Source organism: Cupriavidus necator, assembly GCF_040578825.1.
Classification (GTDB): domain Bacteria; phylum Pseudomonadota; class Gammaproteobacteria; order Burkholderiales; family Burkholderiaceae; genus Cupriavidus; species Cupriavidus necator_E.
Map to the genome: position 1 here is coordinate 1 of NZ_JBEFLI010000068.1, position 17,902 is coordinate 17,902.

Annotated in this window: 31 protein-coding genes; 28 read left to right on the forward strand and 3 right to left on the reverse strand. The window is 61.5% G+C overall.

What is annotated here, in order from left to right:
• From AB1I47_RS26410 to AB1I47_RS26420, 3 genes are all read right to left on the reverse strand, one after another.
• A partial coding sequence (locus tag AB1I47_RS26410; RefSeq protein ID WP_475572030.1) for a DUF7666 domain-containing protein occupies nt 1-622 on the reverse strand: 622 nt, incomplete at its 3' end.
• A 207-nt stretch (nt 623-829) separates the two neighbouring features.
• The gene (locus AB1I47_RS26415; protein WP_354686657.1) at nt 830-1,114 is read right to left on the reverse strand and encodes a hypothetical protein; all 285 of its coding nucleotides are present in this window, start codon (nt 1,112-1,114) and stop codon (nt 830-832) included.
• Between the two features lie 88 nt (nt 1,115-1,202).
• Complete coding sequence (locus tag AB1I47_RS26420; protein ID WP_354686658.1) at nt 1,203-1,892, reverse strand: S24 family peptidase; 690 nt, start codon at nt 1,890-1,892, stop codon at nt 1,203-1,205.
• A 94-nt stretch (nt 1,893-1,986) separates the two neighbouring features.
• Here AB1I47_RS26420 and AB1I47_RS26425 point away from each other — a divergent pair, with 94 nt between their 5' ends.
• From AB1I47_RS26425 to AB1I47_RS26560, 28 genes are all read left to right on the forward strand, one after another.
• The gene (locus AB1I47_RS26425) at nt 1,987-2,244 is read left to right on the forward strand and encodes a YdaS family helix-turn-helix protein (RefSeq protein WP_354686659.1); all 258 of its coding nucleotides are present in this window, start codon (nt 1,987-1,989) and stop codon (nt 2,242-2,244) included.
• Nucleotides 2,245-2,357: 113 nt separating this feature from the next.
• Nucleotides 2,358-2,726 carry a hypothetical protein gene (locus AB1I47_RS26430; protein ID WP_354686660.1) on the forward strand — a complete coding sequence of 123 codons (369 nt, stop codon included), beginning with the start codon at nt 2,358-2,360 and terminating at the stop codon, nt 2,724-2,726.
• The gene (locus tag AB1I47_RS26435) at nt 2,723-2,884 is read left to right on the forward strand and encodes a hypothetical protein (RefSeq protein WP_354686661.1); all 162 of its coding nucleotides are present in this window, start codon (nt 2,723-2,725) and stop codon (nt 2,882-2,884) included. The genes AB1I47_RS26430 and AB1I47_RS26435 overlap by 4 nt, the downstream gene beginning before the upstream one ends.
• Before the next feature lie 20 nt (nt 2,885-2,904).
• Entirely contained in the window at nt 2,905-3,699 is a 795-nt protein-coding gene (locus AB1I47_RS26440) for a hypothetical protein (RefSeq protein ID WP_354686662.1), read from the forward strand.
• Nucleotides 3,696-5,075 carry a replicative DNA helicase gene (locus tag AB1I47_RS26445; protein ID WP_354686663.1) on the forward strand — a complete coding sequence of 460 codons (1,380 nt, stop codon included), beginning with the start codon at nt 3,696-3,698 and terminating at the stop codon, nt 5,073-5,075. Before AB1I47_RS26440 ends, AB1I47_RS26445 begins: the two co-directional genes overlap by 4 nt.
• A 9-nt stretch (nt 5,076-5,084) precedes the next feature.
• On the forward strand, nt 5,085-5,696 hold the full coding sequence (locus AB1I47_RS26450) for an endonuclease domain-containing protein (RefSeq protein WP_354686664.1): 612 nt from the start codon (nt 5,085-5,087) through the stop codon (nt 5,694-5,696).
• A gap of 160 nt (nt 5,697-5,856) precedes the next feature.
• Complete coding sequence (locus tag AB1I47_RS26455; protein WP_354686665.1) at nt 5,857-6,249, forward strand: GntR family transcriptional regulator; 393 nt, start codon at nt 5,857-5,859, stop codon at nt 6,247-6,249.
• Nucleotides 6,246-6,434 carry a hypothetical protein gene (locus tag AB1I47_RS26460; RefSeq protein ID WP_354686666.1) on the forward strand — a complete coding sequence of 63 codons (189 nt, stop codon included), beginning with the start codon at nt 6,246-6,248 and terminating at the stop codon, nt 6,432-6,434. Before AB1I47_RS26455 ends, AB1I47_RS26460 begins: the two co-directional genes overlap by 4 nt.
• The gene (locus tag AB1I47_RS26465; protein ID WP_354686667.1) at nt 6,421-6,555 is read left to right on the forward strand and encodes a hypothetical protein; all 135 of its coding nucleotides are present in this window, start codon (nt 6,421-6,423) and stop codon (nt 6,553-6,555) included. Before AB1I47_RS26460 ends, AB1I47_RS26465 begins: the two co-directional genes overlap by 14 nt.
• Nucleotides 6,556-6,558: 3 nt before the next feature.
• The gene (locus AB1I47_RS26470) at nt 6,559-6,774 is read left to right on the forward strand and encodes a hypothetical protein (protein ID WP_354686668.1); all 216 of its coding nucleotides are present in this window, start codon (nt 6,559-6,561) and stop codon (nt 6,772-6,774) included.
• Nucleotides 6,771-6,923 carry a hypothetical protein gene (locus tag AB1I47_RS26475; protein WP_354686669.1) on the forward strand — a complete coding sequence of 51 codons (153 nt, stop codon included), beginning with the start codon at nt 6,771-6,773 and terminating at the stop codon, nt 6,921-6,923. Before AB1I47_RS26470 ends, AB1I47_RS26475 begins: the two co-directional genes overlap by 4 nt.
• Complete coding sequence (locus AB1I47_RS26480) at nt 6,920-7,234, forward strand: hypothetical protein (RefSeq protein WP_147311584.1); 315 nt, start codon at nt 6,920-6,922, stop codon at nt 7,232-7,234. Before AB1I47_RS26475 ends, AB1I47_RS26480 begins: the two co-directional genes overlap by 4 nt.
• 267 nt (nt 7,235-7,501) lie before the next feature.
• Nucleotides 7,502-7,660 (forward strand): Lar family restriction alleviation protein, encoded by a 159-nt coding sequence (locus AB1I47_RS26485; RefSeq protein ID WP_354686716.1) that lies wholly within the window; start codon nt 7,502-7,504, stop codon nt 7,658-7,660.
• A complete protein-coding gene (locus AB1I47_RS26490; RefSeq protein ID WP_354686670.1) occupies nt 7,657-7,920 on the forward strand; it encodes a phiTE_015 family protein in 264 nt (87 codons plus the stop codon). Before AB1I47_RS26485 ends, AB1I47_RS26490 begins: the two co-directional genes overlap by 4 nt.
• An 82-nt stretch (nt 7,921-8,002) precedes the next feature.
• Nucleotides 8,003-8,416, forward strand: a complete 414-nt coding sequence (locus AB1I47_RS26495; protein WP_354686671.1) for a recombination protein NinB — start codon at nt 8,003-8,005, stop codon at nt 8,414-8,416.
• Nucleotides 8,413-8,847 carry a hypothetical protein gene (locus tag AB1I47_RS26500; protein ID WP_354686672.1) on the forward strand — a complete coding sequence of 145 codons (435 nt, stop codon included), beginning with the start codon at nt 8,413-8,415 and terminating at the stop codon, nt 8,845-8,847. The genes AB1I47_RS26495 and AB1I47_RS26500 overlap by 4 nt, the downstream gene beginning before the upstream one ends.
• Nucleotides 8,844-9,140 carry a nuclease domain-containing protein gene (locus AB1I47_RS26505; RefSeq protein WP_111519413.1) on the forward strand — a complete coding sequence of 99 codons (297 nt, stop codon included), beginning with the start codon at nt 8,844-8,846 and terminating at the stop codon, nt 9,138-9,140. The genes AB1I47_RS26500 and AB1I47_RS26505 overlap by 4 nt, the downstream gene beginning before the upstream one ends.
• 88 nt (nt 9,141-9,228) lie before the next feature.
• On the forward strand, nt 9,229-9,630 hold the full coding sequence (locus AB1I47_RS26510) for a hypothetical protein (RefSeq protein ID WP_354686673.1): 402 nt from the start codon (nt 9,229-9,231) through the stop codon (nt 9,628-9,630).
• 108 nt (nt 9,631-9,738) lie between these two features.
• Entirely contained in the window at nt 9,739-9,951 is a 213-nt protein-coding gene (locus AB1I47_RS26515; protein WP_354686674.1) for a hypothetical protein, read from the forward strand.
• A complete protein-coding gene (locus AB1I47_RS26520) occupies nt 9,951-11,111 on the forward strand; it encodes a helix-turn-helix domain-containing protein (protein WP_354686675.1) in 1,161 nt (386 codons plus the stop codon). Before AB1I47_RS26515 ends, AB1I47_RS26520 begins: the two co-directional genes overlap by 1 nt.
• A 192-nt stretch (nt 11,112-11,303) precedes the next feature.
• On the forward strand, nt 11,304-11,606 hold the full coding sequence (locus AB1I47_RS26525; RefSeq protein ID WP_354686676.1) for a hypothetical protein: 303 nt from the start codon (nt 11,304-11,306) through the stop codon (nt 11,604-11,606).
• Nucleotides 11,587-12,894 carry a phage terminase large subunit gene (locus AB1I47_RS26530; RefSeq protein WP_354686677.1) on the forward strand — a complete coding sequence of 436 codons (1,308 nt, stop codon included), beginning with the start codon at nt 11,587-11,589 and terminating at the stop codon, nt 12,892-12,894. The genes AB1I47_RS26525 and AB1I47_RS26530 overlap by 20 nt, the downstream gene beginning before the upstream one ends.
• A 10-nt stretch (nt 12,895-12,904) precedes the next feature.
• Entirely contained in the window at nt 12,905-15,058 is a 2,154-nt protein-coding gene (locus AB1I47_RS26535) for a portal protein (protein WP_354686678.1), read from the forward strand.
• A complete protein-coding gene (locus AB1I47_RS26540; RefSeq protein ID WP_354686679.1) occupies nt 15,036-15,338 on the forward strand; it encodes a hypothetical protein in 303 nt (100 codons plus the stop codon). The genes AB1I47_RS26535 and AB1I47_RS26540 overlap by 23 nt, the downstream gene beginning before the upstream one ends.
• On the forward strand, nt 15,331-15,534 hold the full coding sequence (locus AB1I47_RS26545; RefSeq protein ID WP_354686680.1) for a hypothetical protein: 204 nt from the start codon (nt 15,331-15,333) through the stop codon (nt 15,532-15,534). The genes AB1I47_RS26540 and AB1I47_RS26545 overlap by 8 nt, the downstream gene beginning before the upstream one ends.
• Before the next feature lie 108 nt (nt 15,535-15,642).
• Nucleotides 15,643-16,581: an ICP22 family protein gene (locus AB1I47_RS26550; RefSeq protein ID WP_354686681.1), complete on the forward strand. Its 939-nt coding sequence runs from the start codon at nt 15,643-15,645 to the stop codon at nt 16,579-16,581.
• Nucleotides 16,582-16,589: 8 nt separating this feature from the next.
• A complete protein-coding gene (locus AB1I47_RS26555) occupies nt 16,590-17,528 on the forward strand; it encodes a DUF5309 domain-containing protein (RefSeq protein WP_354686682.1) in 939 nt (312 codons plus the stop codon).
• A 53-nt stretch (nt 17,529-17,581) separates the two neighbouring features.
• On the forward strand, nt 17,582-17,899 hold the full coding sequence (locus tag AB1I47_RS26560; RefSeq protein ID WP_354686683.1) for a hypothetical protein: 318 nt from the start codon (nt 17,582-17,584) through the stop codon (nt 17,897-17,899).
• The last annotated feature ends 3 nt before the right edge of the window (nt 17,900-17,902 follow it).

Below are 17,902 nucleotides of genomic sequence, written 5' to 3' on the forward strand. Positions count from 1 at the left end.
TGCTCGATGCCGCGCCGTAGTCGCCCGTGCTCGATGCCGCGCCTTGGTAGCCCGTGCTCGATGCCGCGCCTCGGTTGCCCGTGCTCGATGCCGCGCCGTAGTCGCCCGTGCTCGATGCCGCGCCGTAGTCGCCCGTGCTCGATGCCGCGCCTTGGTAGCCCGTGCTCGATGCCGCGCCTCGGTTGCCCGTGCTCGATGCCGCGCCTTGGTAGCCCGTGCTCGATGCCGGAGACTCAGGATCAACCGGCGCGCAACGGCTGGTGGTGTACTCGATTGCGGCCTTGATGAGACCAGCGATGGTCAGTTCAGCCTTCACGCTGATCTTGCGGCTAGCAACCTTCGAATCGTCGTCGTGCCGGCTCAGATCGCCGGACTGCTCTACCAATGCAAAGCGGTTGCCAGCGGGCTGGTAGTAGCCGAAAACATCCAGCGGATATTCGCAAGCGTGGAAACCACCAGCACATGCCTCGACCTTGCCTTCGTGCTCGTACGTGCCGCCCAGCTCGTACTGGAAGCCACGGCACTGCAGGTTCTTGTCGAAGCCCTTGTAAGTCGTGATGACCTCTTGCGCTGCGTCTTGCTCGACTTCTTGATTGGCCTGGCTCGGAGGGTTCTTGCTCATCTGCTCTGCTCCCATTCGCTGTTGTTCGGTCGGCGCTGTGTGTGCGTCCGATGAATGGATAGTACACACGCCGTGAGCAGATGTCAAACGCTATGTGAGTTTGCCCGTGAGTTTAGAGCGCAACTATGAAAGTTGCATACAGAATGTGTGTATTGCGGGCAACAAAAAGCCCACCGCGAAGGGTGGGCTGTGTGGGGCGCGACTGGCTTATGGGTATGGGCGCGTGAACCGAACCGGCTGGGCCGGGGCTTGCTGCTCTATGATGATGGCCTGCGGCGGCGTGTAGACCGGGCGAGACTGGCTCATAACCCCCAGGCCAGCACCGATCATGGCCGCGCTGTTGGCGCTTCTAGCGCTTTGCCTGGCCGCATAGATGTCCGCAAACTGCGAGCAGTTCTCGTCGCGCCCGCTAAGCTCGTTAAGCGCGACACCCACGCTGCTCGCTGGCGTCATTGGCGCTGAAATCTTCTCGCACAGCTCGAAGCTGCTCAAGCTCCTAGCTTGCTCTGGAGAGATCGCGCACCCAGCAAGCAGCCCAATGGCAAGCGCCGGAATAATGACTCGTCTCATTCCCCCTCCCTTAGATTGGGGTCCACTTCCCAACCACCACACCGATGATGGTTGCGTTCCCGTTGATCGGCAGGAATTTCGGGCCCGGCCAATCTGGATTGAGGGGGCGCAAGAACTTCTGCCCGCCCTCGATCACCAGCGACTTGAATGTTGCCTGTGGCTCGTCATCGAGCTGCACAACCACATACTTGCCGTGCTCTGCTTGGACCTCCGGGTCCACGTAAATTATCTCCCCATGCCGAAACATCGGCTCCATGCTCTGTCCCTCTACCCGTAGCGCAAAAGCGCGTTTGCCAATGGCGCGCAGAGCGGGTAACCATTCCTCTGCGTCTTCTTCTGTAAATGCCTTGACCACGTCCGACCAATTCCCGGCTTGAACCCAACTTATTAGGGGAATCATCCCCCTTATGTCCGGGCCTGGAAGGAAGTTATCCCCTGTACCCGTAAGGGGATTGTAAGCGGGTGCTGAAACTGGCCCGCTCCCTACTTCAGTGGGGTGTTGAGAGATCAACTCATCGGTCGTGCAGTCAAGCGCTCGTGCTAGGTCGGCTATGCGCGCAACGGGCGCGCCTCCCCTTCGCTTCCAATTCGTAATGGTGTTTGTCCCAGTCAGAAGCTGGGAGGCAAGCCATGCCTGGTTCTTGCCTAGGGCGTTCAATCGGCCCTCGATGGTGGGCCACGGGATATTTGGATTTTCCATGGGCGGAGGTTATCTGAGCACTCACAAAGTGTGGCTCACAGGTTCAACTCACATCGTGCTTGCGTAAAACTCACATACGGTGTACTCTGTGAGCATGAGCAAGAAAACACACACCACCGAAAACGAGCCGATGCGCCGGGCCATCAATGCAGCCGGCGGTCTGAAGGCGCTCGCCGACAGTCTCGGCGAGAAGCAGAACACCGTTTCCAACTGGCTTCAGCGCGGCGCTCCGGTGGCGAAGTGTCCTGCGATTGAGGCTATCACAGGCGTTCGTTGCGAAGAGCTTAGGCCGGAAGTCGACTGGGCCACGTTCCGCAAGGTGCTGTGCAAGCCAGGCCGAAATAAGAGGTAGTGACATAACGCCCTTTGGGTTGGAAGCGATGACTCGATCATCGTTTTTTTGTGCCGAATTGGCACGTGGGACACCACCGGGAACAGGTGGAACTTGTGTAGGGGAGCGAACAGATGCAACGCGAAATGCCGTTTTTCGAAGTCGTCGGAGACCCGCAGATGGTTTCGGAGCAACTGATCGCTCGCCTGCGCAACGAAGCTGATGCCACGGTGCTGTGCTGGGCGAAACGCCGCGTGCGCTACAGCCTGAGCGACGCCGCAGCAATCCTTGGCATGCCCAAGTCGCACCTCTCCAACATCTTGTCCGGCAAGAAGTACCTGCCGTTCGACTTCCGCATCAAGTTCCAGGCCCTGTGCGGCAACTGGGCTATCCGCCAGTACGAAGACAGCATCTGCGGTTTCCGTTCCGTCCTCGAGACGCCGGAACAGCGCCGTATCCGCGAGCTGGAATCGCAGATCGAAGCATTGAGGAGTGCAGCATGAAACCGAACGAACCGCAGCAGTTCGACCCTGCGCAGAAGGCATTCGCTGAAGCACACAAGACGGCCCGAAAGATGGCCGCCTCGGGCGCGACGAAGCAACGCGTCAGGAAGTGGGCAGAGGCGATGAAAGCAGCGCTGCGGGGGCGCAAGGGGCAGTAATGGCTGGAGAGTGGATAAAGATGCGAGCAGACCTTCATGACGATCCGGCGGTGTTTCGCCTGTCCACGTTGCTGAAGATCGACAAGTTTTCAGTGATCGGTCGCCTGCATACCTTCTGGTCGTGGGTTGATCGTCATTCCGTAGACGGTCGTGTAGACGGTGCTGCGTCTACCTATGTAGACGAGGTAGTGCGACAAGAAGGCTTCGCTGATGCGCTTGCTGTAGTCGGCTGGCTGCAGATCGATGAATCCGGAATCGCTGTTCCCAAGTTTGATCGCCATAACGGCGACTCAGCGAAGTCTCGAGCGCAGAAAAGTGAGCGCCAAGCCCGTTGGAGGGCGAACAAAGACGCTCAAGTAGATGCACGTGTAGACGGTGAAGCGTCTACATCGGCGACTACCAGAGAAGAGAAGAGAAGAGAAGAAGAAAACAACACCACATCGCCTGACGGCGACGTGGCACCGGAGCCCAAGGGAAAGCGTGAACGCAAGCCGCGCACATCCCTGAAGACCTTCGTGGAGAACTGCGCCAAGGCTGGCGAGAAGCCGATCAGTGAATACAAGCCGCTGATCGAGTACGCAGAGGCGACTGGGCTGCCGATGGAGTTCGTCCAGCTTTGCTGGCTGGTGTTCAAGGCCGAGTTCCTGCCCGAAGGGAAGAACGAAGGGCGCCTGCAGGCCGACTGGCGCCGGCACTTCCTGAACTACGTTGAGAAGGGCTACTACCGACTCTGGTACGCCAAGCCTGATGGCGTGTTCGAGCTCACCACGCAGGGCATCCAAGCACGCAAGTTCCACCAGCGAGACGCAGCATGAACCTGACCGCAGACGAAACGAACTGGATCGACGCGCACGCGCCGCACTCGATCGAAGCCGAGCAATCGGTGCTGGGTAGCCTGATGCTGGATGGCGCCGCGCTGGATAGCTGTGGCGACCTGCAGGCCGAGCATTTCTTCCGCGATGAGCATAAGGCGATATTCCGCGAGATCCAGACGGCGGTGTTTCAGGGCCGCGCCTGCGATGTGGTGACAACCTTTGAACGGCTACGGGGGAAGAAGGTTGACATCGATTTTGCTTATCTGACGTCGCTGTCGGTGACGTCGGTGGGCTCCGCGAGCATCGCCGCCCATGCGTCGATCGTCCGCGATAAGGCCCAGCGCCGCGGGCTGAGCAAGGCCGGCGAGCGAATCATCCAACTGTCGCAGAAGACTGGCGTCCGTGCCGCCGCCCTTGTCGAGGGCGCCCAGGCCGAGCTCGATGCTCTGGTGTCGTCGCCGAGCAAGCGCGACCCGAAGCCCATCAATGAGGTCATGACTGACCACCTGGCCGTGCTGGAAGAGCGCAGCGAGGGCCGAGTGCGCGTGATCCCTACCGGCCTGGACGATCTTGATCGGCTGCTGGCGGGAGGCGTCCGCCCCGGAAACGTAGTGGTGCTGGGTGCCCGCCCCTCTGTGGGTAAGACGGCTCTGGCTATGTCGATCGCGGCGTATGTGGCCCAACGCTCCCGCGTTCTGCTGCTGTCGATGGAAATGTCATCCAACGAAGTCAGCGATCGCCTGATCGCCATGCTGGGCCAGATTCCGCTGGATGCTGTGCTCAAGGCGAAGCCTGACAACAAGGAGATGTGGCAGGGCGTCACTCGAGCGATCACCGCAGTCAATGAGCTCCATATGAGCGTGGATGACCAGCCGGCCCTGACGCTGCTGGACGTCCGCCAGAAGGCTCGGAGGATCAAGCGCCGCGGCGGCCTGGATCTGCTGGTGCTGGACTACCTGCAACTGATGCAAGGCCGCGACGAGGCCGAGAAGCGCAACTACCAGCTCGAGGAGATCTCGCGTGGCGTTAAGGCGATCGCCAAGGAACTGGAGATCGGCGTGCTCGAGCTCGTACAGCTTAACCGGGGCGCAGAGCAGCGCGGCGGCCGGTTCCGCATGTCGGACATCCGCGACTGCGGCGGCATCGAACAGGACGCCGACGTGATCGGCTTCCTGCACCGCCCGATCAAAGACGATCCCGAGCTCGGCGACGAGTGGAAGAACTTCGCGTGGCTCCAGGTGGAGAAGAACCGTCAGGGTGCGCTGGGGGATGTGCCGCTGTCGTACATCGCCGAGCAGACGCGCTTTGGGGGCTGGTTCGGCCAATGGCCGGTGCTTCGCAGCACGGCCAAGCGTGGCCGCGGGCTGGTGGACTAAGGGGCGCAGATGATTGCCAATCAATACAAGAGCCGCAGCGAGATCCCTGCCGAGAACTGGGTGGCGCTGATGTTGTGGGACAACGCACATTACCCGATCAATTACGTGACCGGGAAAGAGTCGCTGTCGGAGCGATTCGCAAAGATCCGCGCCAATTACGCGACAAAGGCTCGAGCGGTCAATGACGGCGCCGACGCTTGGGAGCGCAGCGACCCGTACGAGCTCGCCGACTGGATGAAGATCTTTTCGCCGATCGAATACTCGGCGTGGTGCGAGATCCGTGGCGCCGGCCTGCCGCTCTGGCCGCAATTCCCTGTCGGCAAGTTCTTCGTGGACTTCGGCAACCCCGAATACAAGGTGGCGCTTGAGTGCGACGGCAAGGACTACCACAACGCGGCCAAAGATGCTGAGCGCGATCGCATCCTGAGCGGCATGGGGTGGAAGGTATTCAGGGCTCCCGGCTGGCGCTGCAACAAGCAGATGAAGCGCCCCGGCGAGCTCCAGGCTGAAGAGGGCCAGGAAGTCACTAACGAATACCGCGAGGCATTCGAGCGGCAGACGCTGGCGGGGATTATCAACGACCTCCGCGAATCGCTGGGGCGACGCGGCTGGACATGGTAGCCCATGACATGGAAGCGAGACGGCGAATACGCCATCCGTGCCGGCCCGTGGATTGTCAGCAAGGCATACGTGATGGGAAAGGCCAGATACCTACCCTGGCACGGCGACAAGGTCCACAGCGGGCCGTATGACACGGCAGAAGAGGCGAAGGGAGAGCGAGATGAGCGCAGCAAACGAGAACAAGGTAGGTGAGCCGCTGAAGGCCGCACTGCTCAGAGGCGAGACGATCGTCGCAAGCCGATTCGCGGAGGCGCTTGGCGTGTCGCGGCAAGGCGTCAGCGATGCACTGAAGCGGCTGGGTAAGCGCGGTCTGGTCAAGGGCGTACGGGTCAGGCCGGAGGGCAAGGGCGGCAGTCAGGTTGCATGGACGTGCATTGATCCGGCTGGGGTCGCGGCTTACGTGCCGAAGCAGGTCAAGCCGATTGTGGCCAAGGAAAAGCCCGTGCACCAAGCCTCGGCGTTGCTGGAAGTGTGGGGCATGCGCGTGGTGGACATTCCGCTCCCCTCGATCCGGCATGAGATTTGGGTACGCGACGAACTGGAGGCGGCATGACTCAGACCTGGCACCCGATCACCGAGACGCCGGAGACGGTTGGGCTGCATGAGTACAAGAGCAAGGGCCTGGTCTTCTATGTGCAGTGGGATGGCAGGCACTTCAGATGGCAGCTTTCTGGAAACGTGGTGACGCCGAAGAAGGGCGATAAATGGCGCAAGGAGGAATCGAATGTATCCGTTTAACGCAATGCTGGCCGGCTGGCTGTCGCTGCTGATGTGGCATCACCCGCAGCCAGACTACTGGCAACTCTGGTCCGAGCACACCATGCGCAGCGACGTGCTGCCAAATATCGCGGGGATCTGAGACATGACGATGCGTTTCGGTCTTGATAAACACCCCATCTTGGCGCGGACTTATGCCGCCCTGGTTATGGGGGCACTCCCATTTCTATTTCCTGTCTTGTTCGTGATTGCCTATGCGCCGGACGCGATGCTGAGGTTCATTGAAGACCTCTCGCGCAATTACCGTGACGCATGGCGAGTGTTCAAAGGTGACTATCACCGCAAGAAGGAGCAGGCATGAACAACGTAATCGTACTGATGACCGCCATCGGGCTCCTGCTGTGTTGGGCACTCGCCGGCCTGCTCCTCCTGCCGCTCGCAGTAGTCGGATGGGCGGTGAAGGCGATGCAGCGCGGGTTGCGGTGGGTGCAGACGTGGGGAGAGGCATGAGCAGTCCCACGGCGCGCAGCAAAGAGTATCTGGAAGGCCGCGGCTATCTGGTCGCGGTGGTTGAGAAGTGGAACCCGCACGCAAGGGTCAGGCAAGACCTGTTCGGCTTTATCGACCTACTGGCAGTGAAGGAAGGCGAGACGTTGGGCGTGCAGACCACGAGCCGCAGCAACATGAGTTCTCGGGCCAGGAAGATCGCAGACCACGAGAACACGCCGGCAGTGCGGCAGGCGGGCTGGAAATTGGAGATCCACGGCTGGGCGAAGGACACGCGCGGCCGGTGGGGTGTGAAGGTGCAGGACGTTAGCTGATGGAGGCGATCATGTATTGCACAAACTGCGGTGGACAGGATCACAAGTTGTCGCGCTGCCCGTGGTTCAAGGGCGTGCGGATTGCGAGGATGGCATGACCAAGACCAAGACGACACAGTGCCCCAGCCCGGCATACAAGCCGTACAAGCCCGATCTGGCAACGCGCATTGCGCAGGATAGGGCCGCAAGCGCGCAGCCTCCGCTGGTGTCGCTGGCAAGCACGGTGCCGAGCCATCGGGTTGGGGAGGGTTGGAAATGAGTGCCGATATGAAGCCATGTCCGTTCTGCGGGTGGAAGTCGATCAGCACGAATGTTCAAGACGGCATTGCATGGTGTGACTGCCCGGATTGTGGGGCTGAGGGGCCGCCATCAGTCGATGAGGCGGATGCCATCAAACTCTGGAACGAGCGGGACGGGAAAGTATGAGCAAGCAAAGGGAAGCGTTCGAGGCGGAGCACGATGTATTAGACCTGCGCCGGCATCCAGAACATGACTTCTATCTGGATAAATTTACGCAGGCATATTGGGAGGGCGCCGTATGGGCCTGGCAAGCATCGCGCGCGGCTGCTCTTGAGGAGGCGGCGGTGAAGTGCGACGAACAGGTGGAGCGCGAAGCGTACGGACACGCCAAGCACGCCGTCACTATGTGCGCCGACGCTATCCGCGCACTCAAGGGGCAATCATGAGCCCATGGCTTCGCTGCATGCACTGCAGCAGTGACCAGCACCGGACGGACGAATGCCCGTGGAATCGGGTGAGGATCGCGCGATGAGTGCCGCCATGTACAAGGAGTTCGTCCTGCGCGGCCCGTCCGTCTGGGCTGGCTTCGTGGCGCTGGTCAAGGCGAACGCCAAGAGCTTTGCCGACAAGGGCGAGCCGCTGCGGATCATCCTGACCAGCGAGGAGCGCAAGCGCAATGCCGAGCAGAACCGGTTTTACTGGGGCGTAGTGCTGCGGGACATCGCAGAACAGGCGTGGGTCAACGGCCGGCAGTTCGACAAGGACACATGGCACGAGTACCTAGGGCGTCTCCATGGCGTCTGCGAGGACGTGACCCTGCCTGATGGCGAGATCGTCAGCCGGCGCAAGAGCACCACGCAGATGAGCGTGGGGGAATTCTCAGCCTACACCGCGCAGGTACAGGCGTATGCAGCTAACAACCTGGGGGTGAGCTTCGAATGACGACAACGACGCTGTGGATTGATTGCGAGTTCAACGAATTCCGTGGGGAGTTGATCTCCATGGCCATCGTGGATGCGCACGGCGCCTACTGGTACAAGTCGCTGGGCTGCGATAACCCCGGGGCATGGGTCGCGGAGCATGTCATGCCGATTATCGGCGTCGCGCCGGTATCGCGCGGTGAGATGCAGCGCAGCCTGCAGGCATTCCTCGGGCGCTATGAGGAGATCCATCTGGTGGCGGACTGGCCGGAGGACATTGCGCACTTCTGCAACATCCTGATCACCGGGCCGGGCCTGCGCCTCAATACGCCGCCGCTGACCATGGAAGTGCGCCGCGATCTGGATTCCGTCTCGAAGATCCCGCACAACGCGTTGGCCGACGCGCTGGCGATCATGGAGCGGCACCTGCAGATCGTTGGGGCGCCGGAATGAGCAAGATCCGCAAGAGCGCCCGCGACAAGGACTGCCAGGTGCGCATTCCGGGCGTCTGCACCTTCGACCCGGCCACGACCATCTGGAGCCACTACCGCGGCGAGGCAGGCGGCAAGGGTGGCGCGATCAAGTCGGACGACATCTGCGGCGCCTATGCCTGCACTGCCTGCGATGCGGTCTATGACGGGCAGAGGCCCCGGCCGGCAGGGATGACGAAAGAGGAAGTGGATCTGGACTGGCTGACCGGGCATATCCGCTCGATCAGGATTCTGGCGCGGGAGGGGCTTATCTGATGCTGGACTGGTGGATGTACTGGGCGCTCGGGTGGCGCATCGTGTGGGGTGGAGGGAAACGGAAACGGGATAAGGGGAGGGAGGAAAGATGACGCAAGACGAGAGCCAGCAGATAGAGATTGCGCTGCAAGCCTGGCACCGCTGGCAGCAGCGCCAATCCTTCGCCGAGGTTCAGCGCATGTGGTACCCCGCCGCTGATTCGTCATGCCGGGAGTTCCAATCCACGGATCTGTGGGAGGAAACTGCCGATATGGCCGATCAGGCGGACCGCCGCGTCGATGCTGCCGTGGGTGAGGTCGTGGACAGGCTGATTGAGGGGTTGGATCTGGATTACCGGGTCGCCATCAACCTGCACCTGATGAACAAGGACCATGCGGTATGGCGATCGCGCCGGATCGGCGATGCCCACGCCGCCTACCAAGCGGCAAAGGCCATGCTCCTGCCGGCCATGATTGCACGCGGGCTGGTGAAAGTCGAGGAAGCGGCATGAAGTAACTTGTAAACACCGGGAATATGTGCTTTACTTGTGGCGGGGACATGCGCCCTGACAAAACACAAAGGCTCGCTTCGGCGGGCCTTTTCCATTTCTGGGGCTGACATGGCGACACGGAAGCGCAAGGTTGAGACGGAAGAAACCGTCATCGCCTGCGAGAACTGCCGCTATTTCAAGCCACTGGAAGGCCGCAACGAGTGCCGGCGCAATCCGCCGAGCGTCGCTGTGGACTTCGAAGACGGCGGCGTGACGAGCATGTTCCCTCTGGTGGATGCCGGCGAGTGGTGCGGCTGTTGGGCTCCGAAGCTGAACAGCTAATGGACGCCAACCTTCTGCAGTGGGCCACGCCGCGCCAGGCTGAGATCCTCGTGGCTGTCGAGCAGCACGGATCAGAGCGCAAGGCTGCTGCGGCGCTGGGGCTGAGCCACGGAACGGTGAGCGGGGCCATTGCTGGCGCTCGGAAGCGTGCCGCGGCGTCTGGCTATTCGCCTGAACACGACATGACACACGTCGTGCCGGACGGCTTTCTGGTCAAGGGCGTTTCGACGTACTACGACGAGGAAGGCAAGCCGCGCGGACAGTGGGTGAAATCCGCTGTAGACCGTGACCGCCAAGCCGAGATCATGCGCGAAGCATGTGCGGCCATGGCGGAAAGCCTGCCGCGGGTGAAGCCGGCCGAGCACGCAGGCGACACGAACGCGGCGCTGTGCAACCTTGTGGTCTTCACCGATTACCACATGGGTATGCTGGCCTGGCACAAGGAAGGCGGCGCTGACTGGGATCTGAAGATCGCGGAAAGCCTGCTGCTGACCAGCTTCGTGCATATGGTGGAGGCCGCACCGAAGGCCAAGACGTGCGTGCTGGCGATACAGGGCGATTTCCTGCATAGCGATGGACTGCTGCCGGTGACGCCGGCCCACAAGCACGTGCTGGATCAGGACGGGCGATTCTCCAAGATCGTGGCCGCAGCCATTCGTGTGCTGCGCCGATTGGCAGACCATGCGCTAGCCAAGCATGAGGCGGTGCATCTGGTGATATGCGAGGGCAACCACGATGAGGCCAGCTCCGTATGGCTGCGCCAAATGTTCGCCGCGCTGTATGAGGCCGAGCCGCGCCTGATGGTGAATGACAGCGAATTGCCGTTCTACGTGCATCAGCACGGCGAGGTGATGCTGGCCTTCCATCATGGCCACAAGGTCAAGAACGAGCAGTTGCCGATGCTGTTCGCCGCGCAGTATCCCAAGGTATGGGGCGCGACCACAAAGCGGTATGCGCACTGCGGGCACCGTCACCATGTAGACGAGAAGGAATACGCCGGCATGGTGGTGACGCAGCATCCGACCCTGGCTGCCAGAGACGCCTACTCGGCCCGCGGCGGCTGGATGTCGGAGCGCGCGGCAACAACGATCACGTATCACGAACGGTTCGGGCAGGTCGGGCGGACGATTGTCACGCCTGAGATGTTTGAGGCCGCGTAACAGAGCACGTCTCCCTCGGTCCCTCCCGGACCATTTGACGCCTCGCTGGCTTCGGTCGGCGGGGCGTTTCTCTTTAGACGATCTGGCAACAGAACGCGCCGGGAGTAGATGGATCGGTAAGGCGAGTAGAGAGAGCGGTAATCACTTAACACAGGGCGAATAATCCGCTTTGATGCGGAACTCGCGTAGACCATGGACGAGCCTAAAAAAGGGACAGATAGGCCCAAGCAAGTCCCGAACGGGGGCAAGGGCCGGCCGAAAGGTGCTATCAACAAGACAACCAAGGCAGCCAAGGACGCGATTGCGCAGGCTGCTGAGGCTTTGGGTGGCGCTGAGCGGCTGACCGCTTGGGCGCAGGAAGACCCGGCGAATGAGCGCGTCTTCTGGGGCACGATCTACCCGAAGCTGTTGCCGCTGCAGGTGACGGGCGAAGGCGGTGGCCCGATCGTGACGCGCGTCGAACTGGCTGCACTGGATGGCGACAGCACGGATTAAGCTGCCGCGCAAGCTGATCCCGGTCTTTGACGGGCCGGCTGACGTTCGGTATGCCCATGGTGGGCGGGGCTCTGGCAAGACGCGCAGCTTCGCCAAGATGGTTGCGGTTCGCGGCTACATGTTTGGCATGGCCGGCATCTCCGGCATTCTGCTGTGTGGCCGCCAGTTCATGAACTCGCTGGATGACTCCTCGCTGGAGGAGTGTAAGCGAGCCATCGAGGATGAGCCGTTCCTCAAGGCCTACTACGAGGTAGGCGACAAGTACATCAAGTCCAAGGACGGGCGGATCTCATTCGCCTTTGCTGGCCTGGATCGGAACATTGCGTCCATCAAGTCGAAGGGCCGCATCCTGCTGTGCTGGGTTGACGAGGCCGAGCCGGTCACGGATGAGGCGTGGTCAACGCTGATCCCGACGCTGCGGGAAGAGGGCGAGGACTGGAACGCTGAGCTGTGGGTGACGTGGAACCCGAAGCGCAAGAACGCGCCGGTTGAGAAGCGATTCCGGTTCAGCAAGAACCCGCGCATCAAGGGCGTCGAGATCAATTGGCGCGACAACCCGAAATTTCCGGCAAAGCTGGAGCGGGACCGCCAGGATGATCTGGAGCAACGCCCGGAGCAATACGACCACATCTGGGAAGGCGGCTACGTGACGACGCTGGAGGGCGCCTACTTCGCGAAGCACCTGGCGAAGGCCAAGGAAGAGGGCCGCATCGGCTTCTTCCCGGCTGATCCGCTGATGACCATCCGGCTGATCTGCGACATCGGCGGAACGGGCGCCAAGGCCGATGCGTTCGCCATGTGGGCGGTCCAGTTCATCGGGCGCGAAATCCGCGTGGTGGACTACTACGAAGCAGTCGGCCAGCCGCTGGATGCGCACCTGAATTGGTGCCGCAAGCAGGGTTACGCGCCGGACCGCGCGCAGTTCTGGCTGCCGCATGATGGTTCGACGCAGGACAAGGTTTATGACGTCTCGTATGAGTCGGCGCTGAAGAAGGCCGGCTATACGGTGACGGTGGTGCCGAATCAGGGCAAGGGCGCGGCAATGGCTCGTATCGAGCGGACGCGCGTGCTGTTCCCGCAAATCCGCTTCCACGAAGCAACGACAGAGGCTGGGCGCGCTGCGCTCGGCTGGTATCACGAGAAGCGGGATCAGGAGCGCGGCATCGGGCTCGGGCCGGAGCATGACTGGTCCAGTCACGGTTCTGACGCCTTTGGTTTGGGCTGCATCATTTGGGAAGAGCCGCGCGAATACGCGCCTCTCAACTATCGACAAACGGGGATCGTCTAAAGTGGCCAAAATGTCGCCAGAAGAATTCGACGGACTACTGGACAACGAGATCCAGCAGGCCGTCTGGTGGCAGGATTCGGCCATCAAGACCGACCGCGAGCGCAATTACCAGTATTACCTGGGCCTGCCGCTGGGCAACGAGGTAGCCGGCCGCTCGCAGGTGGTGTCGTGGGACGTGTTCGAGGTTGTGGAATCGACGCTCCCCGACCTGCTTGAAATGTTCTTTGCTGGCGACAACACCGGCGAGTTCGACCCTGAAGGCCCGGACGGCGAGCGTTATGCGCAGCAGGCCACGGATTACGTCAACTACCTGATCCGCAAGCAGAATCCCGGCTTCCTGATCTTCAATACGTGGTTCAAGGATGCGCTGATCGCCAAGCTGGGCGTTGTGCGCGCCTACTGGAACCCGCAAGAGAAGGTGACGCGGGAGAACTATCAGGGGCTGGACGAAGCATCGCTGGTGATGCTGCTGGATAACGATGGCGTCGAGGTCATCGACCAGCTCGCCTATCCGGACCCGCAGGATATGGAGCAGCGCCAGCAAGCAGAGAGCGCGCTCAACGCCATGGCGCCCGAGCAGGCGCAGCAGGTGCTGATGATGCTCCAGCAGCCGCCGAAGATGCTCTATGACGTGTCGGTCAAGGTGACGCGCAAGCGTGGCCAGGTGTGTATTGACAACGTCAGGCCCGAGACGTTTATCGTGTCCAAGCGTGCGACGAAGCTGGGCGACGCCGGCCTGCAGGGCGAGGTGCGCCCGTTCATGCGCTCCGACCTGATCGAGATGGGAGTATCGCGCGCTGATGCAGAATCAGTGCAGGACTACGACCTGTCTATTCTGGAAACCGGCGAATCGCTGAAGGAGCGCGCGGAGCACAGCACGAACACGTGGCAGTTCAACGACGAGCAGACCATCGACAAGAGCACGGAAGAAGTGCTTCTGTTCTGCGGCCACGTGCTGGCTGACTTCGACGGCGACGGTATCGCGGAATGGCGTTATGTGCTGCGCGGTGGCAACAAGACGCTGACGAACGAAGAGAGCGACGGCCCGGACTACTGCGTCCTGACGCCGATCCCGATCCCGCACGCGATCTTCGGCCTGTCGCTGGCCGACACGGTCGCGCCGATCCAAGAAGCGAACACCGCGCTGACCCGCCAGTATCTGGATTCGCTGTACCTGGCGAACAACCCGCGCACGTATGCGGTGGACAATCAGGTCAACCTAGACGATCTGCTGGACAACCGCATCGGCGGCGTGGTGCGGATGAAGAATCCGGGCATGGCCGGCCCGCTGGAAACCTCCAGCGTGGCAGGCGAGGCGCTGCAGGGTATCGAGTTCATGGACTCGCGCCGGGAGAACCGGACGGGCGTCACGCGCTACAACCAGGGCTTGGACGCTGATAGCCTGAATAAGACCGCGACGGGCGTCTCCAAGATCATGGGTGCCGGCGACCGGCGTATGCGCATGATCGCGCGCATCTTCGCTGAGACGGGCGTCAAGGATCTGTTCAAACTGGTGCTGAAGATCGTCTGCCAGCATCAGGACCATGAGGCCGTCATCAAGCTGCGTGGCGAATGGGTGAGCTTCAATCCCCGCGAGTGGTCCGACCAGATGGAAGCAACTATCGAGGTCGGTACCGACGACCATGTCGAGATGGCCGCCATGTGGCAGCAGATCATCGGCATGCAGGCGCAGGCGGTGCAGGCTGGGTCGAGCCTCGCCAATGAGAAGAACATCTTCAACTCGACCATGCAGTTGATGAAGGCGATGCGCGTCAAGGGAGCCGAGCGATTCTGGACCGATCCGGATCAAGCGCCGCCGAAGGAGCCGCCCCCGCCGTCGCCGGAGCAGATCCTTGCGCAGGCCGAAGTCGAGAAGGCCAAGATCAAGGCCGAGTCCGACCGCGCCAAGATGGCGAGTGACGAGCGGCTCGAGCAGATCAGGCTGCAGATCGAGCTTGTCAAGCTGCGCCAGAAGGAAGCGGAAATCGGCATCAAGGACCGCGATTCGATGGTCAACGCCGCGGTGGCTGCCGACGAGCAAGAGCGCAAGGACCGGCAGCAGAACGTCGACACACTGCATACCGCCGCGCAGTTCGGGCGCCAGTCGCAGCAAGACCAGCACAACATGATGAGGGACATGCATGGACGACCAGACGCGGATTGACATCGCCCGGGCTGAGCGAGCCCGCACCATTCTCGAAGACGAGATGGTCAAGGGCGCGCTGGCTGACATGAAGCGCCTGATTGTGGAAGCCTGGGAGCAATCCCCGGCCCGCGACGTGGAAGGCCGCGAGCACCTGCATCGCTACCTGAAGGTGATCGGCAGCTTCGAGGCGGCATTCCGCGCCCACATCGAGACGGGCAAGATCGCGGCGCACGCAGTCAAGGCCGAGGAAGAACGCAAGAGCGCAATGGCGCGAATCATGGAGCGAGTACGTGGCTAAGGAAACCGCACAAATCGAGACGTTGGAAGCATTCATTGACCGCCATGAGTCGACGGCACAGGCGGCCGGCCTGGTGGTGACGCAGATCGCCTACCCTGGCGCCGCAAGCCGCGTCTTCCCCGGAAAGTACGCCGGCATCAACGTGATCGACGGCAAGCCGGGCGCGACCTACAGCGACGGCAGCAAGAACAACTGATTTTTGGGCAACCTGCAAGCCCTTGATTGTAGGCGCGAAAGACCAACCGACAAGCCCGCCATGTGCGGGCTTTTTGTTTGTCGGAGTCGACACTAAGCGAGGTATCTGATGGACGAAGACCAAATCACGACGCTGGAACAGTTTGCCGAAGCCATGGCAGGCGACGCACCGGAAGGTGAAGAGCCGCAGGAAGTCGAAAACGCTCAACCCGACGAGGAAGCGCAAAGCGACGACCAGCCCGAGCCGGCAGACGGTGAGGAATCCAACGACGAGCCCGCCGAGGACGATCAACCGGAAACGGAATCGCCCGATGACGCAGTGCTTGAGTGGGAAACCGCATCCGGTGAGAAGTTCTCCGCGCCTGTGTCGGAACTGAAAGCCGGCTACATGCGCAGCCAGGACTACACGCACAAGACGCAAGCCTTGGCGCGTGAGCGTGAGGGCGCCCAGCAGCATATCGAGCAGCAATTCCAGCACGTCCAAGCCTACGCCCAGGACTACGGTGCGTTGCACGCTACGAGCCAGCAGCTTCAGCAACTGGAATCAGCCATCGGCTCGATCAACCAGTACGAGGATCCGGTCGGGTGGAACACCGCAGTCAATAACCTGCTGCTGCTGCGTCAGGAGCGGGACAAGGTCGCAGGGCGGATTCAGCAGTTCCAGCAGTTCAAGGCCGCTGAAGCGCAACAGGCGACGGCCGAGGCGCAGAAGAAGGCTGCTGAGACGCTGGCGGCTGAAATCCCAGGATTCGGCCGGGAATTGGTGCAAAAACTCAACACCACGGGGCGCAATTTCGGGTTCAACGATCAGGAACTGGCCGGCATCACCGACCCGCGAATGATCAAGGTCTTGCACGCAGCAATGCAATTCGAGGCCATGCAGGCGAAGAAGCCGGCCGTGCTCGAAAAGGTCAAGGCTGCCCCACAGAAGCCCGCGAAGCAGACGGCATCCAAGCCTGCCAGCGGGATCGAAAAGGACATCAAGCAGTTCCAGTCGAAGAAGGATCTGAATTCCTTCGCGCGGCTGCTTGCACACTCGTACAAGTGAGGTAAATCATGGCACAACTCGCCAACTCCTTCGCCACGTTCAATGCGGTTGGTAACCGCGAAGCGCTGGCTGATCAGATCTACAACATCTCGCCGGAAGAAACGCCCTTCGTTTCGTCCATCGGCAAGGGCAAGGCCACTGCCCAGTTCGAGGAATGGCAGACCGACGCCCTGGCTGCCGCCGCGAACAACAAGGTGGAGCAGGGCAACGAGGCCACCGTCGCCGCAGTGACGCCGACCGTCCGCGTTGGCAACCGTACGCAGATCTCGGAAAAGGTCTTCGCTGTCACCGGCACGCAGCAGGTCGTGAACAAGGCAGGCCGCAAGGATGAAGTGGCCTATCAGGACGCCAAGAAGATGGTGGAGCTGAAGCGCGATGTGGAATTCGGCGCGCTGCAGAACACGACCGCCATCACCGCTGCTGCCGGCGTGGCACCGCAGGCCCGCGGCGTGCTGGGCTGGATCGCTACCAACACCGACTTCGGTGCAACCGGCGCCGATCCGAACCCGGTGACCAACACCGCCCCGACCGACGGCACGCTGCGCACCTTCACCGAGGCGATGCTGAAGACCGTGGCGCAGGAAGTCTGGACCTCGGGTGGCAACCCCACCATGATGTTCGTGCCGGCTGCGCTGCGCGCAACGGTGTCGGCCTTCACCGGCTCGGCAACGAAGTTCGACAAGACCGAAGACAAGACGCTGTACGCGACCGTTGAGGTGTACGTCGGCGACTTCGGCCGCTACTCCATCATCAACAGCCGCCACCAGCGCGCCCGCGACGTGTTCCTGATCCAGCCGGATATGTGGGAACTGCTGACCCTGCGTCCGATGAAGGGCGTCGAACTCGCCAAGACCGGCGACAACGTCAAGCGCCTGGTCAACACCGAGTGGACGCTGAAGTCGAACAACGAAGCCGCCAACGCCGCGATTCGCGACCTGCAGGCTTAAGCAGTAGCCTTCCAACCTGAAGGGGCCGCTCCAGAAATGGGGCGGCTTTTTTTATGAGCAGAACCCTGATCAGTCGTGGTGTTTCCAACCTGTTTGCCCACCGCGAGCAGGATGGAAAGATCGCCTTTGAGTCCGTGCAGGACGTTGAGCCGGTGATTGAGCGCGCCAAGGCCCTGCACAATGGCGGGTTCAACCGCACCAAGATGGGCGATCGCCATGTCGCGTCGATCCCGATCATCGTGCTGGACGCATGGGCCAAGAAGCAGGGGAAGTCCTTCCGGGACGTGATGCAGGATCAGCGGCTGATGACGCGGTTTCTGCAAGACCCCGACCACTCGCATTTCGTAATCGACAAAGCTTCGGTGAGGTGATAC

Bases quoted from the DNA above. Each gene is read 5' to 3' on its own strand.
- AB1I47_RS26480 (WP_147311584.1), top strand. From the start codon at position 6,920: ATGAGCAGTCCCACGGCGCGCAGCAAAGAGTATCTGGAAGGCCGCGGC.
- AB1I47_RS26495 (WP_354686671.1), top strand. From the start codon at position 8,003: ATGAGTGCCGCCATGTACAAGGAGTTCGTCCTGCGCGGCCCGTCCGTC.
- AB1I47_RS26520 (WP_354686675.1), top strand. From the start codon at position 9,951: ATGGACGCCAACCTTCTGCAGTGGGCCACGCCGCGCCAGGCTGAGATC.
- AB1I47_RS26440 (WP_354686662.1), top strand. From the start codon at position 2,905: ATGCGAGCAGACCTTCATGACGATCCGGCGGTGTTTCGCCTGTCCACG.
- AB1I47_RS26560 (WP_354686683.1), top strand. From the start codon at position 17,582: ATGAGCAGAACCCTGATCAGTCGTGGTGTTTCCAACCTGTTTGCCCAC.
- AB1I47_RS26490 (WP_354686670.1), top strand. From the start codon at position 7,657: ATGAGCAAGCAAAGGGAAGCGTTCGAGGCGGAGCACGATGTATTAGAC.
- AB1I47_RS26450 (WP_354686664.1), top strand. From the start codon at position 5,085: ATGATTGCCAATCAATACAAGAGCCGCAGCGAGATCCCTGCCGAGAAC.
- AB1I47_RS26420 (WP_354686658.1), bottom strand. From the start codon at position 1,892: ATGGAAAATCCAAATATCCCGTGGCCCACCATCGAGGGCCGATTGAAC.
- AB1I47_RS26500 (WP_354686672.1), top strand. From the start codon at position 8,413: ATGACGACAACGACGCTGTGGATTGATTGCGAGTTCAACGAATTCCGT.
- AB1I47_RS26470 (WP_354686668.1), top strand. From the start codon at position 6,559: ATGACGATGCGTTTCGGTCTTGATAAACACCCCATCTTGGCGCGGACT.
- AB1I47_RS26510 (WP_354686673.1), top strand. From the start codon at position 9,229: ATGACGCAAGACGAGAGCCAGCAGATAGAGATTGCGCTGCAAGCCTGG.
- AB1I47_RS26445 (WP_354686663.1), top strand. From the start codon at position 3,696: ATGAACCTGACCGCAGACGAAACGAACTGGATCGACGCGCACGCGCCG.
- AB1I47_RS26525 (WP_354686676.1), top strand. From the start codon at position 11,304: ATGGACGAGCCTAAAAAAGGGACAGATAGGCCCAAGCAAGTCCCGAAC.
- AB1I47_RS26515 (WP_354686674.1), top strand. From the start codon at position 9,739: ATGGCGACACGGAAGCGCAAGGTTGAGACGGAAGAAACCGTCATCGCC.
- AB1I47_RS26485 (WP_354686716.1), top strand. From the start codon at position 7,502: ATGAAGCCATGTCCGTTCTGCGGGTGGAAGTCGATCAGCACGAATGTT.
- AB1I47_RS26465 (WP_354686667.1), top strand. From the start codon at position 6,421: ATGTATCCGTTTAACGCAATGCTGGCCGGCTGGCTGTCGCTGCTGATG.
- AB1I47_RS26550 (WP_354686681.1), top strand. From the start codon at position 15,643: ATGGACGAAGACCAAATCACGACGCTGGAACAGTTTGCCGAAGCCATG.
- AB1I47_RS26425 (WP_354686659.1), top strand. From the start codon at position 1,987: ATGAGCAAGAAAACACACACCACCGAAAACGAGCCGATGCGCCGGGCC.
- AB1I47_RS26540 (WP_354686679.1), top strand. From the start codon at position 15,036: ATGGACGACCAGACGCGGATTGACATCGCCCGGGCTGAGCGAGCCCGC.
- AB1I47_RS26430 (WP_354686660.1), top strand. From the start codon at position 2,358: ATGCAACGCGAAATGCCGTTTTTCGAAGTCGTCGGAGACCCGCAGATG.
- AB1I47_RS26505 (WP_111519413.1), top strand. From the start codon at position 8,844: ATGAGCAAGATCCGCAAGAGCGCCCGCGACAAGGACTGCCAGGTGCGC.
- AB1I47_RS26435 (WP_354686661.1), top strand. From the start codon at position 2,723: ATGAAACCGAACGAACCGCAGCAGTTCGACCCTGCGCAGAAGGCATTC.
- AB1I47_RS26530 (WP_354686677.1), top strand. From the start codon at position 11,587: ATGGCGACAGCACGGATTAAGCTGCCGCGCAAGCTGATCCCGGTCTTT.
- AB1I47_RS26555 (WP_354686682.1), top strand. From the start codon at position 16,590: ATGGCACAACTCGCCAACTCCTTCGCCACGTTCAATGCGGTTGGTAAC.
- AB1I47_RS26455 (WP_354686665.1), top strand. From the start codon at position 5,857: ATGAGCGCAGCAAACGAGAACAAGGTAGGTGAGCCGCTGAAGGCCGCA.
- AB1I47_RS26535 (WP_354686678.1), top strand. From the start codon at position 12,905: ATGTCGCCAGAAGAATTCGACGGACTACTGGACAACGAGATCCAGCAG.
- AB1I47_RS26475 (WP_354686669.1), top strand. From the start codon at position 6,771: ATGAACAACGTAATCGTACTGATGACCGCCATCGGGCTCCTGCTGTGT.
- AB1I47_RS26460 (WP_354686666.1), top strand. From the start codon at position 6,246: ATGACTCAGACCTGGCACCCGATCACCGAGACGCCGGAGACGGTTGGG.